Raw genomic sequence first — 14,399 nt, forward strand, 5'->3', positions numbered from 1 at the left:
TAAATAAATATTTAATGAACATAAAACATTTATTTAAATATTATTATTTTAATACTAAAAAATATTTCATTATTTGAATGTAAAAATAAAAAAAACAACAAGAAAAATAAAAATATATATTTATCAAGTGGTTATTTTTATTTTCATTTTTTTAGTCATTTTCTAAGTTTTGTCAGTATTTATTTTGTTGTTCATCATCAAGTAAGCAGGGGTTTTTGTAGGTTAAATGGTGGATTGAGATATTTTTATTATCATTTTTTTCACAAATAAAATGATTTATCTATATGATTATAAACATATTAATATTGAAGCTTTACACGATTAAGCCCTTAAATATCGTTTTTAGATCTTGGTGCTATATTTTGAGTTCCTCTTTACGCCTTGCGCTCAAGGTGTTAAATTGATCACGTTTCCGAGATTTTGTTAGTAAAGTTTTATCTATTAATAATGGATTAACTCAAGCTCGGTCACTTATAAACTCAGATTCTACTATCTTCTTAGTATTGTTCAGGCGAAACTCTTGTATCTTTATATTGAAACACTGAAGCAACGGCTGGATGCGATTAATCAACTCAGACTGGAACGAGCATTTGCATCGATGTGTGATGTTTTTAAACAGGTCTATGGTTTAATTCCTGTTTTATTGCATTACCACCATCCTGAGTTACCCGGCTACCTACAAGGAAATGTTCCTCACGGTACATGTTTCTTTGAACCTGATGACATGCAACGTCAATGGGCCAATAAGCTGATTAACGCATTATGTGATGAGCCAATGGAAGGGTACGCCAGCGGAGAGTTGCCAATTACTGGCATCTACTCGATGGGTAGCACTTCTTCTATTGGGCAAAGTCACTGCTCTGATATTGATATTTGGGTCTGCCATCAATCATGGCTGGATCAGGATGAGCGTGCGCTTTTACAACGCAAGTGCCAACTGATTGAACAGTGGGCTGGTGAGCTAGGCATTGACGTTACATTTTTCTTAATCGATGAAAATAGATTTCGCCATCATGCAAGCGGTAGCTTAGGTGGAGAAGATTGTGGTTCTACTCAACATATTCTTTTACTTGACGAATTTTACCGTACTGCGGTACGTCTTGCAGGTAAACGCTTGCTATGGACGATGGTGCCAGTAGAAGAAGAACACCATTATGATGAATATGTTAACTCTCTTTATGCTCAGGGCGTATTAACACCCAATGAGTGGTTAGATTTGGGGGGGTTAGGTGAACTTTCAGCCGAAGAGTATTTTGGTGCAAGTTTATGGCAGCTTTATAAAAGCGTTGATTCGCCATATAAAGCGGTATTAAAAAGTATTTTATTAGAAGCTTATTCCGCGGATTATCCTAATGGAAAACTGCTGGCATTAGAGATGAAGCAACATCTTCACCGTGGTGAAATCGTCAATTACGGTTTAGATGCTTATTGTATGATGCTTGAGCGTGTTACGCGTTATTTAGTTTCTATCAATGATTTAACCCGCCTTGATCTTATCCGTCGCTGTTTCTACCTAAAAGTGTGTGAAAAATTATCTAACGAAAAAACACAAAATGAATCCGAAGGTTGGAGACGACAAGTCTTATCTCAATTAGTGACTCAGTGGCAATGGGATAACGAACGGTTAACGATACTCGATACCCGTGATAGCTGGAAAATCGAGCGAGTACGTGATGCGCACAATGAACTATTAGATACGATGATGCAAAGCTATCGTAATCTTATCCGTTTTGCGCGTCGCAATAATTTGAGTGTCAGTGCAAGCCCACAAGATATTGGTGTATTAACACGTAAACTTTATGCGGCATTCGAAGCATTGCCTGGTAAAGTAACACTGGTTAATCCGCAAATATCACCTGATTTATCAGAGTCACATTTAACCTTTATTTATGTACCACAAGGCCGAGCAAATCGTAGCGGATGGTATTTATATAATCGTGCCCCTGATTTTGAAAATATCGTTGGGCATCAACCATTAGAATATAACCGCTACCTAAATAAATTAGTGGCGTGGTCTTATTTTAATGGGCTGTTAACAAAAGGATCTCGTGTTTATATTCATCAAGGGGATTCCTCTTGTGATGAAATTAAACTACATGAATTAGTCAGGGATATGTCGAGCCATTTCCCTATTCGTTTACCAGCTCCAACACCAAAAGCATTGTATAGCCCTTGCGAAATTAGACATCTAGCCATTATTGTCAATTTGGAAACAGATCCAACAGAAAGTTTTTCTGATCAAGTGGTTCACTTTGATTTTAGAAAATTGGATGTTTTTAGCTTTGGTGAAAAAGAGCAATGTCTTATTGGTAGCATTGATTTGTTGTACCGCAACTCTTGGAATGAGGTAAGAACTCTTCATTTCAGTGGCACACAATCTATGTTGGAATCGTTAAAAACGATTTTAGGTAAAATGCACCAAGATGCGGCGCCACCGGCCTCTGTTGAAGTATTCTGCTATAGCCAACATCTACGTGGTTTAATTCGTACCCGCGTGCAACAGTTAGTATCAGAATGTATTGAGCTACGTTTATCAACGAATCGTTTAGAGCCGGGACGTTTTAAAGCTTTACGTATTGCTGGACAAACTTGGGGTTTATTTTTTGAGCGCCTAAATGTGTCGGTGCAAAAATTAGAAAATGCTATCGAGTTTTATGGTGCAATTTCATATAACAAACTTCATGGATTGCCTGTTAAGCTGGATAAAGATGCTCGTTATTTACCTGCGGTCATTGATGGTTTTGCGTGTGAAGGGATTATCCAGTTCTTCTTTGAAACTACAGAAGATAATAATGTCTTTAATATCTATATTTTAGATGAAGCAAATCGTGTCGAAATTTATTCCCATTGTGAAGGAAGCAAAGAAGAGTTAGTGAAAGATGTTAGCCGCTTTTACTCTTCCTCTCATGATCGATTCACATATGGCTCAAGCTTTATTAATTTTAACTTGCCGCAGTTTTATCAAATTGTGAAAGTGGAAGGATCAACACAAGTGTTACCTTTTGCTGGCGGATCATTTGGTAAATTATCCGATCTAGGTAATAAAGAGGCTCAACCTGAGATGAATGTTGTTGCCCACGGATTTACAGATTATAAAGCTGTGCAACACTCTTAATTGAGTACAGGTCTATAAACAATAATGGGAGCTTTGATAGCTCCCATTATTGTAATTAACTGGGTTTCTTAGAAAGAAAACACTTCCCCACTTTGTTCTGTTATTGCTTGTGCTAGCATGGTTAAAAATTCACCACCACTTCTATCACAAATCCATTGATCATCTTTCCAATCAAAGTGATAACCACCAGAGCGTGTCGCTAACCAAATTTGATGAAACGCTTCCTGACGATTAATAATGATTTTGCTATTATTTTCAAAGGTTAATGTCATTACACCGCCATTGATTTCACAATCAATATCTGCGTCACCTTCATAATTATCAATAGTTTGTTCTATTTCTGACAAGAGTTCGTCAGCTAATTGGTGAAATTCACTGTCGTTCATCTTCATTTCCTATTTGCTTTTCGAGATCTAACTGCGATTATAGAGGATATTAACCAAATAAATGACAGGCAGATTTCGAATGAAAACGTATTTACGTTGCACTCTTGCTATAATAACACTGATTTCTCTTTCGGGTTGTGGCTTGAAAGGCCCTCTTTATTTCCCTCCTGAAGATACTCAGGCAAAAATGACGCAGTCATCCCAGCCAACCCAGCAAGTTGAGAGCACCTCAACTCAGACCAATTAGTCAATCTTAGAAACGGTAATTTCGTTTCAGGCAGGGGCAAGATGCAATTTTCAAAAATGCATGGTCTTGGTAACGACTTTATGGTGGTCGATGCCGTGACCCAAAATGTTTATTTTTCACCAGAATTGATATGTCGATTAGCTAATCGTCATACTGGTGTTGGGTTTGATCAATTGTTAGTGGTTGAAGCGCCTTATGATCCTGAGCTTGATTTTCATTATCGTATTTTTAATGCGGATGGAAGTGAAGTTGCACAATGCGGTAATGGTGCGCGTTGCTTTGCTCGATTTGTGAGACTAAAAGGGCTTACAAATAAAAGAGAGATAAAAGTCAGTACACAGTCCGGCAGAATGACCTTACACGTTATGGATAATGATGATGTGTGCGTCAACATGGGGGAGCCTGAGTTTGATCCTCAAAAAGTCCCTTTTCGTGCACAAAAAGCGGAAAAGACCTATATTATCAGGGCAATGGAACGTACTGTATTATGTGGTGTAGTTTCGATGGGAAATCCCCATTGTGTTATTCAGGTTGAAGATATCAAAACAGCCGAAGTGGAATTATTAGGGCCAGTATTAGAGCAACATGAACGTTTCCCTGAACGTGCTAATATTGGGTTTATGCAAATCGTAGACAGGAATAACCTTCATTTGCGAGTATTTGAACGTGGTGCGGGTGAAACTAATGCATGTGGTAGCGGAGCTTGTGCTGCTGCTGCGATCGGTATTTCACAAGGTTTATTAGATAAACGAGTGAAAGTCACGTTGCCTGGTGGATCGCTGTTTATCGAATGGAAAGGAGTGGGTAACCCTCTTTATATGACCGGGCCTGCGACACATATTTATGATGGGATCATCCAGCTATAATATTATTTTTTGAGAGGCTATCTGTATGACGGATAAAAATGAGCAGTTCTGTTGCCCTGAAACAAACGAACTTAATGATCAACAAGTGGTTCGTTACCTCACAGAGCATCCTGGTTTTTTTATCCGTAATGCAAGTTACATTGAGCAAATGCAAGTTCCTCATCCCGTTAGAGGTACTGTCTCATTAGTTGAGTGGATAATGTCACGCCAACGTAATCGCATTCACTATCTTGAAGAAGATATGCGTTTATTAATAGAGCAAGCTTCTGAGAATGAATCTTTGTTTAGCCAACTCTTGTTATTAATTTCTGAATTATCCAGCAGTGACTCTCTCAATGAAATGTTAGAGCGTTTAAACCTCTGGGCTAAAAGATTAGGTCTGTACTCTGTTCAATTGCGTTTATTTACTGATCGTTGGCAATTACAACCACCTTTAGATGCACAAGCGCTTGCTCTCTCTCGTCAAGCTTTTGAACACTTCCGCATTCAGCGTATGGGTGATGATAATCACTATTTAGGTATGCTCAATGGACAAGAGATCATGTTGTTGATGCCTAACGTACGGCGTTCTGGTTCGGTTGCTCTCTCATTATTAGGACATTATGGTGATTTAGGTGTGATTATTTTTAATAGTCGAGATAATCAACATTTTCAGGAAGGAATGGGAACCGTCATGTTGGATAAATTAGCCCATATCTTACCGGAATTATTAACACGTTGGGTGGCAAGACAATGAGTCAACCCAGCGATCTTCCAGAAACACTCACCACGGCTATTGAGCAATTTCTGCGTTACATTCAAGTTGAACGCCGATTAAGTCCTGTAACGGTAGAAAACTACCATCGCCAATTGATGGCCTTAGTGCAAATGATGGTCGAGATAAAAATAACGCAATGGCAATCACTTGAAAGCCAACATGTACGTATGTTATTGGCAAAAAGTCATCGAAGCGGGTTACAGCCGACCAGTTTGGCTTTGCGCTTTTCTGCGTTACGTAGCTTTCTTGATTGGCAAGTAGCACAAGGTATGCTGGATGTTAATTCTGCGAAAGGTATACGTACACCTAAATCAGGTCGTCATCTTCCTAAAAATATGGATGTAGATGAAGTAAACCAATTAATGAATATCGACTTAAACGATCCCCTTTCTGTCAGAGATAGAACCATGCTAGAGGTGATGTATGGTGCGGGTTTGCGTTTATCTGAGCTGACTAATCTCAATATTAACGATATTGACCTGAATGAAGGTGAAGTGCGTGTATTAGGTAAAGGGAGTAAAGAGCGTAAAGTTCCTTTAGGAAGAAAAGCGATAGAATGGTTACAAAATTGGTTTCCGATGCGAGAACTTTATGCACCAGAAGATAAGGCTGTTTTTATCTCAACTCAAAGTGGTAAGCGTTTATCTGTGCGTAGCGTACAAAAACGTTTTGAACTTTGGGGGATAAAACAAGGGCTAAATAGCCATGTGAATCCTCATAAGTTACGCCACTCATTTGCTACACATTTACTAGAGTCCAGCGGTGATTTACGTGCGGTACAAGAGTTATTAGGACACGCTAATTTATCAACGACACAAGTTTATACCCACTTAGATTTTCAGCATTTAGCGAAAGTCTATGATGCTGCTCATCCGAGAGCTAAGAGAGAAAAATCATAATGCGCTTTTACAGAACTCTGACGCCAATTGCAGCGATGACTTTTGATCTAGATGATACGCTGTATGACAATGTGCCAGTGATGGATAAAACGGAAAAAGAGACACTGGCTTTTATTCGCCAATATGATCTACGTTTTAATCATTTCACACAAGAAGATGTGAATGCCTATAAAAAGCCACTTATAGAAAATAATCCAGAGATATTTCATGATATTACACAGTGGCGTTGGCTTGCTGCTAGGAATATGTTGTTAGATTACAACTACAGTGAAGCTAAAGCAAAGCAAGGTGCAGATGAAATTATGGCGCATTTTGCTTATTGGCGTAGTCGTATTAATGTGCCTCAAAATACACATCAAGTCCTCACTCAATTAGCAGAAAAAATTCCGTTAATTGCCATTACAAATGGTAATGCAAATCCGCTAAGTTGTGGCTTAGGGCAGTATTTTTCACATATTTTAAAAGCTGGCCCTGATGGTCGCTCTAAACCTTATTCTGATATGTTTGATAAAGCGGCAACGCTTTTAAAAGTGCCTCATCAACAAATTTTACATGTGGGTGATCATCTTGTGACGGATGTTGAAGGTGCTGTTAATAGTGGATTACAAGCTTGCTGGATTAACCTTGATAACCGTAGTTTGTTTGAAGAAGGTGAAACTCGCGTGATGCCACATATTGAAATTACAGATTTAAGTAAACTGATAGAATTGGTTTAGCGTGATATTAGATCAAAATGGCAGAGATAAACGCAATTGAAAAAGGCTTTACTTTGCATCACGGATGAAATCCTGTTAGTTTGTTGCTTACTCACTATTTCTGTATATATCCACAGTATTTTCCTCACTAAATGATTGGTAATTATGGACGTCTCATATCTGCTAGAAGGCCTTAATGATAAACAGCGCGAAGCCGTGGCCGCACCTCGCATAAATATGTTGGTGCTTGCTGGCGCAGGCAGTGGTAAAACACGCGTATTGGTACATCGTATCGCTTGGTTATTATCTGTTGAGCAAGCTTCCCCTTTTTCTATTATGGCTGTGACGTTTACCAATAAAGCGGCAGCAGAAATGCGTCATCGTATCGAAGATTTAATTGGTACCAGTCAAGGCGGTATGTGGATTGGGACTTTCCATAGCTTGGCTCATCGTTTATTACGCGCACATTATCTCGATGCAAACCTACCACAAGATTTTCAAATTATTGACAGTGACGATCAATATCGCCTTATTCGTCGCATTGTTAAATCGATGAACCTTGATGATAAACAATGGCCTGCACGACAAGGAATGTGGTATATCAACGGTAAAAAAGATGAAGGATTACGCCCTCAGCATATTCAAACCTATGGTAATCCTGTTGAAACAACATGGTTAAAAGTGTACCAAGCATATCAAGAAGCATGTGATCGTGCGGGGCTGGTGGACTTTGCAGAGCTTTTATTACGTGCTCATGAGCTTTGGTTGAATAAGCCACAAATTTTAGAACATTACCAAAATCGCTTTACTAATATCTTGGTTGATGAGTTCCAAGATACTAACCGTATTCAATATGCATGGATTAGAATGCTGGCGGGTCAAACGGGTAAAGTGATGATTGTAGGCGACGATGACCAATCCATTTATGGTTGGCGTGGTGCACAAGTTGAGAATATTCAAAACTTCTTAAATGAATTTCCTGGCGCAGAGACTATCAGGTTAGAGCAAAATTATCGTTCTACAAGCAATATTCTAAAAGCTGCGAATGCGCTAATAGCAAATAACAGTGATAGATTAGGTAAAAATCTTTGGACTGAAGGTGCGGAAGGCGAGCCTATCTCACTATATTGTGCTTTTAATGATTTAGATGAAGCGCGTTATGTCGTTAGTCGAATTAAGCGCTGGCAAGAAGAAGGCGGCGCGCTGACAGATTGTGCCATTCTTTATCGTAGTAATGCCCAATCTCGTATAATGGAAGAAGCATTACTACAAGCGGCAATGCCATACCGTATTTATGGCGGGCAACGTTTCTTTGAACGCCAAGAAATCAAAGATGCGCTCTCTTATATGCGATTAACTGCGAATCGCCATGATGATGCTTCTTTCGAGCGTGTTGTGAATACACCGACACGAGGTATTGGAGATAGAACATTAGATATTGTTCGCCAAGTTGCAAGAGATAACCAAATTACTTTATGGGAAAGTGCATTACAGGTTATCGAACATAAAATGCTAGCAGGGCGAGCAACAGCAGCAATACAGAGATTCTTAGAGTTAATTGAGACATTAGCATCTGAAACGGCAGATATGCCATTACATGTACAGACAGACCGAATCATTCGTGATTCAGGTTTGAAAGCGATGTATGAGCAAGAAAAGGGTGAAAAAGCCCAAGCTCGTATTGAAAACTTAGAAGAGCTTGTCACTGCAACTCGTCAGTTTAGTTATCAAGATGAAGACGAAGATTTGATGCCACTACAAGCGTTCCTTTCACATGCGGCATTAGAATCGGGTGAAAGCCAGGCCGATGCGTATCAAGATGCGGTTCAATTAATGACCCTTCACTCAGCTAAAGGGCTTGAATTTTCACAAGTCTTTATTGTGGGTGTTGAAGAAGGCATGTTCCCAAGCCAAATGTCATTAGATGAAGGTGGGCGTTTAGAAGAAGAGCGTCGCTTGGCCTATGTTGGTGTAACTCGTGCAATGAAAAAGTTAACGCTTACTTACGCTGAAAACCGCCGTCTATATGGAAAAGAAGTGAGTCATCGACCATCTCGCTTTATTGGTGAGTTACCTAAAGAGTGTGTTGAAGAAGTCCGTTTACGTGCGACGGTTTCACGTCCTGTTAATCATAGCCGTTTAGGTACTCCGATTATCAGTAATGATTCGGGATATTCACTCGGACAACGTGTGAAACATCCTAAATTTGGTGATGGGACCATTATTAATATCGAAGGTAGTGGTGAGCATTGCCGATTACAAATTGCTTTTAATGGCGAAGGTATTAAATGGCTGGTGGCTGCATTTGCTCGACTAGAGTAAGTTGTCATTTAAAGTGAGCAGTTACTATCTTAATATAAAAAACACCCTTACTTGTCTATCAAATAAGTAAGGGTGTTTTTTTAAGGGATGTTTGATTTGGTTGCTTAATAATCTTGTTATCTACTCTTATTTAATGGGATTATTTGATGAAAATTTCTAGTATCTTTTTTCACACTTACACTTTTGTATCGCCTAGCTCGCGAACCTCTCCGGTATCTTCTTCTAGTTATGAGTTTTTGATCGAAAATACTGAGGAAGTTCTTTGTGATACTTACCATTCCAGTGGATCTATCAATGAATTCGAAGAGGATTTGTATTGTAAATTATTGAGACACCAGCGTGATTATGTTCCTCGTATCAATCTCAATTACAGTGTTGTGATTAACCATATTCAAGTGATTAATAACGCAATGTTTACGTTATTTAGGCGTTCATATCGCCATGCAGAAGAACTCTCAAAGAGTGTGCATTTGCTAAAGAAAAATAAGAAGAAACGCTCTCCCGCTTTTATACAGATTAGTAATTTAGCGGAAGAGTGAGTTTTGGGATTAACCGCGTCTTAAACGACGTTGGGTATAGAGTGCATCTAAGGTAAATAAAATAAGGGCAACCCAAATAAAACCAAAGGTCACTAATCTTTCTGCATCAATTTGCTCGCCATATACCATTGTGGCAAGAATAAACATCAAAGTTGGGCCAATATATTGGAAGAAGCCTAAGGTTGATAAACGCAGATGATGAGCTGCTTCAGTAAAGAGCAATAATGGTACAGTTGTAATAATACCAGCTGCGATTAACAAGGTATTCAATGACCAACTGTTTTCAAGCATATTGCTTGTTGGCGAATGGGTAAAAAATAAGATGTAAATTAACGCGACAGGGAATAACCATAATGTTTCGACTAACATTCCTGTTTGTGCATCGACACCTAATTTTTTACGCAGTAGACCATAAAGCCCAAAAGTCACAGCGAGACTTAAACCAATCACGGGTACAGATCCAAAGTGCCATAACTGAATAAATACCCCAGTAAAGGCTAAACCTACAGCTACCCATTGCATACGACGGAAACGCTCGCTTAAGAAAAGCATACCAAACAAGACGTTAACAAGGGGGTTAATAAAATAACCAAGACTAGCTTCTAGCATATAGCCATGGTTAACGGCCCATATATAGGTAAGCCAGTTAGTTGCGATAATGACTGCTGTTAGTGCCAAAAGTAGGATTTTTTTAGGTTGACGTATTAATTGGCGTAAATAAGGCCAATGACGACTAATCGTCATTAAAATCAACATAAAAAAGAATGACCATAGGATACGGTGTGTGAGGATCTCTTCAGCGGGCACTTCTTGAATGCTTTTAAAATAGACAGGGGCAATACCCCAGATCAAATAGGCGCCTAAGGCACATAAAACGCCTTTCATCGTGTTTTTCTGGTTCATGCTATCTCTGGAATTGATGGAAAGGAAATGTGTGACGGGGTTATCATACCCAATGACATTATCTAATGTGTCATTAGGCATGTATTTTTACAAGTAATTAATAACATTCTAAGCATCATAGCGCACAATGAATTTTAACAAAGACTTAACCCACAATGTAGGTTGCTGTCCCACTTGCTATATGAACTTGTTTTTCATTATGTAATTCAACACGAGCAACAGAGACTTTATTGCCACTGCGCAAGATATGGCTACTTGCAGTAAAACATTCCCCACGTCCAGGTCGTAAATAATCAACCCGTAAATCAATCGTACCCATTTTAGCGAGTTTCTGTTCTAACTGCTCTTGGGATATAGGTGCTAAACGTGTTAATGCATTACCAACACAAACTAATCCTGCACTAACATCAAGCACTGAAGCAATTAGGCCACCATGTAAAATACGTTGAGCAATATTACCGACCAATTTATCTTGGTAGCGGAATTGAATTTCTGCGTAATCTTGTTCAAAACGAACTAACTCCAAACCAATCAACTGGTTAAATGGCATTTTATATACAAAAACATGACCAATTAAGGTTTGAGCCTCTTCTAATGTTAGCTGCTTTTCCATTTTTAGGATCTCCGATATCACGTCATAAAGTTAATATAATGTTAATAATACATGACGAAACCGTAATTTCCCATTCGTGCTATAAATATAATGGTGTAAAAATATACGAGATTTAATGGCGATTACGTGTAAAATATGGTGGCTTAAGTGTAATAAAGCACATTTATAAGAACTAATTCCAAAGTAAGTACTAACTTTTATATTATTCAATAATGAAACAGGATAATTAACTATGCGTTACATCCGTTCTTTACTTGCGGTGGCTTTATTCTATCCAGCATGGGGATTTGCATCCGAAATTCAAACATCATCATCTCCTGCACCGCTTGTTCAGGGCAGTATCATTTCCGGTTTATTACAAGAATACGACTCACCTTTTGTTCTTTATCCTTATGAATCCAATTACATTATTTACACTGATACCTCTGATATGAATAAAGAGGCTATCCAAAGTTATGATTGGGGTAATAAGGCTAAAAAAGATGAGGTGAAATTTCAGCTCAGTTTGGCCTTTCCTTTATGGCGTGGTATTGCGGGTGAAAACTCTGTGTTAGCGGCGTCTTATACCCAACGTTCTTGGTGGCAATTAAGTAATAAGAAAGAATCAGCACCTTTCCGTGAGACGAACTATGAGCCACAACTCTTTCTAGGTTGGGCTACTGACTATAAATTTGCAGGTTGGACACTTCGTGAAATTGAGACAGGTTTTAATCATGAGTCAAATGGGCGTTCAGATCCTACATCTCGTAGTTGGAATCGAGTTTATGCGCGATTTATGGCACAAAAAGGTAATTTTCAGCTCGATTTAAAACCATGGTATCGTTTTAGCGAAAGTGCACAACGTGATGATAATCCAGAAATTAATCGTTACATGGGCTATTATCGTTTAAAAGCAGGTTATCGATTAGGTGAGAGTGTGATCACTGCTACTGGGCGCTATAACTGGAACAGTGGCTATGGTGCTGCTGAATTAGGTTGGAGCTATCCAATTACTAAGCATGTTCGCTTTTATACCCAAGTATTTAGTGGTTATGGTGAATCGATGATTGACTATAATTTTCGCCAGACACGTGTTGGTGTGGGTGTGATGCTGAATGATATGCTGTAATTTTCCTCGTTCTGGGGTAGCATAACGCTATAAATGATGACGGCACCTTCATATTGGTGCCTTTTCTTTGACTCCTCATCATAGTTTTTATCAGCAGCTTTTCAGAGGAACGGCGTGTCCACAGCAGAAGTTCTTAATTCAATGCCATCAGCACAGACTATTTTGCGAGAAACCTTTGGTTATCAGCAATTTCGTCCTGGTCAGCAAGAGATCATCCATACTATTACAACAGGACGTGATTGCCTTGTTGTGATGCCAACAGGGGGTGGAAAATCCCTTTGCTATCAAATCCCAGCATTATTGTTAGATGGATTAACCGTCGTTGTGTCGCCTTTGATTTCCTTGATGAAAGATCAAGTCGATCAGCTTTGCCTTCATGGCATTGAAGCTACTTATTTAAACTCAACACAAACTCGTGAAGAGCAACTTGATGTTCAAGTGCGTTGTCAAAAGGGTGAAATAAAACTGCTGTATATTGCTCCTGAACGTTTGATGATGGAGAGTTTTCTTCACCAGTTAGTGCAGTGGAAACCTGCATTGTTAGCTGTTGATGAAGCGCACTGTATTTCACAGTGGGGGCATGACTTCCGCCCTGAATATCGAGGAATTGGATTATTAAGGCAATATCTCCCCGATGTTCCAATTGTTGCACTGACAGCAACAGCAGATAACACAACGCGTTATGACATTATAAATCAGCTAGTCTTGCATGATCCTTTAATTCATATCAGCAGTTTTGATAGGCCGAATATCCGCTACACTTTAGTTGAGAAATACAAGCCACTTGATCAACTTTGGCTCTTTATTCGTGGTCAAAAAGGAAAGTCAGGCATTATTTACTGCAATAGCCGCAGTAAAGTAGAAGAAACCGCAGAGCGACTCAGTAAGCGAGGGTTGAGTATTGCGGGTTATCATGCCGGAATGGAAATGACACAGCGAGCCAAAGTGCAAGAGGCGTTCCAGCGTGATGATTTGCAAATTGTGGTTGCAACCGTTGCGTTTGGAATGGGGATAAACAAGCCTAATGTGCGTTTTGTGGTTCACTTTGATATACCCCGTAATATTGAATCTTATTACCAAGAAACTGGGCGAGCAGGGCGAGATGGATTACCTGCAGAAGCCGTATTATTTTACGATCCCGCTGATATGGCGTGGTTGCGTCGTTGTTTAGATGAAAAGCCAGAAAGTGACCAAAAAGCGATTGAAATGCATAAGCTCAACGCAATGGGGGCATTTGCTGAAGCACAAACATGCCGACGACTAGTACTCCTTAATTATTTCGATGAACATCGACAAAATGCCTGTGGTAACTGTGATATTTGTCTTGATCCTCCTAAACAATATGATGGATTGGTCGATGCGCAAAAGGCTTTATCCTGCATCTATCGTACGGGGCAGCACTTTGGGATTGGTTATATTGTCGAAATATTAAGAGGCGCGAATAATCAACGTATTCGCGATGCAGGGCACGATACATTACCTGTTTATGGTATTGGTAAAGCACAAAGTCATGAACATTGGGTGAGCGTGATACGCCAACTTATTCATTTAGGGATGGTGACACAAAATATTGTACACCGCTCTGCATTACAGCTTACTGAGATGGCAAGACCCATCTTACGGGGTGAAGTTCCATTACAATTAGCCGTGCCTAGATTATTAAGTCCAACAAAAAGCCGTAATCAACAAACAAAAAATGCACATAGACAGTACGATAGAAAATTATTTGCGAAACTACGTAAATTACGTAAATCTATTGCTGATGAAGAAAATATTCCGCCCTTTGTGGTCTTTAATGATGTCACATTGATAGAGATGGCAGAGCAATGCCCTGTTTATCCTGATGAGTTGTTATTAATAAATGGTGTCGGTCAACGAAAATTAGAACGATTTGGACCCGCTTTTATGATACTGATCCGTGACCATATTGAGGGCTTCGAATAACGCCA

At 39.2% G+C, this 14,399-nt stretch carries 13 protein-coding genes; 10 read left to right on the top strand and 3 right to left on the bottom strand.

From position 1 onward, the window contains the following. Positions 1–520: 520 nt before the first annotated feature. Positions 521–3,115 carry a class I adenylate cyclase gene (locus LW139_RS01040; RefSeq protein ID WP_166540259.1) on the top strand — a complete coding sequence of 865 codons (2,595 nt, stop codon included), beginning with the start codon at positions 521–523 and terminating at the stop codon, positions 3,113–3,115. Positions 3,116–3,183: 68 nt separating this feature from the next. On the opposite strand, the gene cyaY is transcribed toward LW139_RS01040, so the two are convergent. Next, positions 3,184–3,501 carry an iron donor protein CyaY gene (cyaY, locus tag LW139_RS01045; protein WP_166540260.1) on the bottom strand — a complete coding sequence of 106 codons (318 nt, stop codon included), beginning with the start codon at positions 3,499–3,501 and terminating at the stop codon, positions 3,184–3,186. 79 nt (positions 3,502–3,580) lie between these two features. Here cyaY and lptM point away from each other — a divergent pair, with 79 nt between their 5' ends. The 7 genes from lptM (at position 3,581) to LW139_RS01080 (ending at position 9,826) form a co-directional block, all read left to right on the top strand. Beyond that, positions 3,581–3,748 carry an LPS translocon maturation chaperone LptM gene (gene lptM / locus LW139_RS01050; RefSeq protein ID WP_166540261.1) on the top strand — a complete coding sequence of 56 codons (168 nt, stop codon included), beginning with the start codon at positions 3,581–3,583 and terminating at the stop codon, positions 3,746–3,748. Positions 3,749–3,789: 41 nt separating this feature from the next. Next, positions 3,790–4,614 carry a diaminopimelate epimerase gene (dapF, locus tag LW139_RS01055; protein ID WP_227336294.1) on the top strand — a complete coding sequence of 275 codons (825 nt, stop codon included), beginning with the start codon at positions 3,790–3,792 and terminating at the stop codon, positions 4,612–4,614. Positions 4,615–4,639: 25 nt separating this feature from the next. Next, the gene (locus tag LW139_RS01060) at positions 4,640–5,350 is read left to right on the top strand and encodes a DUF484 domain-containing protein (protein ID WP_109410169.1); all 711 of its coding nucleotides are present in this window, start codon (positions 4,640–4,642) and stop codon (positions 5,348–5,350) included. After that, entirely contained in the window at positions 5,347–6,270 is a 924-nt protein-coding gene (xerC, locus tag LW139_RS01065) for a tyrosine recombinase XerC (protein ID WP_166540263.1), read from the top strand. Before LW139_RS01060 ends, xerC begins: the two co-directional genes overlap by 4 nt. After that, positions 6,270–6,986, top strand: coding sequence for a 5-amino-6-(5-phospho-D-ribitylamino)uracil phosphatase YigB (gene yigB, locus LW139_RS01070; protein ID WP_166540264.1), 717 nt, complete (start codon positions 6,270–6,272; stop codon positions 6,984–6,986). Before xerC ends, yigB begins: the two co-directional genes overlap by 1 nt. A 144-nt stretch (positions 6,987–7,130) precedes the next feature. Further along, positions 7,131–9,287 (top strand): DNA helicase II, encoded by a 2,157-nt coding sequence (gene uvrD / locus LW139_RS01075; protein WP_166540265.1) that lies wholly within the window; start codon positions 7,131–7,133, stop codon positions 9,285–9,287. 146 nt (positions 9,288–9,433) lie between these two features. Then, the gene (locus tag LW139_RS01080) at positions 9,434–9,826 is read left to right on the top strand and encodes a hypothetical protein (RefSeq protein ID WP_166540266.1); all 393 of its coding nucleotides are present in this window, start codon (positions 9,434–9,436) and stop codon (positions 9,824–9,826) included. 9 nt (positions 9,827–9,835) lie between these two features. On the opposite strand, the gene rarD is transcribed toward LW139_RS01080, so the two are convergent. Next, a complete protein-coding gene (gene rarD / locus LW139_RS01085) occupies positions 9,836–10,729 on the bottom strand; it encodes an EamA family transporter RarD (protein ID WP_166540267.1) in 894 nt (297 codons plus the stop codon). Positions 10,730–10,874: 145 nt separating this feature from the next. Next, entirely contained in the window at positions 10,875–11,342 is a 468-nt protein-coding gene (locus tag LW139_RS01090; protein WP_036939522.1) for a thioesterase family protein, read from the bottom strand. 232 nt (positions 11,343–11,574) lie between these two features. Here LW139_RS01090 and pldA point away from each other — a divergent pair, with 232 nt between their 5' ends. Further along, positions 11,575–12,450 carry a phospholipase A gene (gene pldA / locus LW139_RS01095; RefSeq protein WP_109410164.1) on the top strand — a complete coding sequence of 292 codons (876 nt, stop codon included), beginning with the start codon at positions 11,575–11,577 and terminating at the stop codon, positions 12,448–12,450. A 114-nt stretch (positions 12,451–12,564) separates the two neighbouring features. After that, positions 12,565–14,394, top strand: coding sequence for an ATP-dependent DNA helicase RecQ (gene recQ, locus LW139_RS01100; protein ID WP_247850508.1), 1,830 nt, complete (start codon positions 12,565–12,567; stop codon positions 14,392–14,394). The last annotated feature ends 5 nt before the right edge of the window (positions 14,395–14,399 follow it).

The organism is Proteus vulgaris, assembly GCF_023100685.1.
GTDB lineage: Bacteria > Pseudomonadota > Gammaproteobacteria > Enterobacterales > Enterobacteriaceae > Proteus.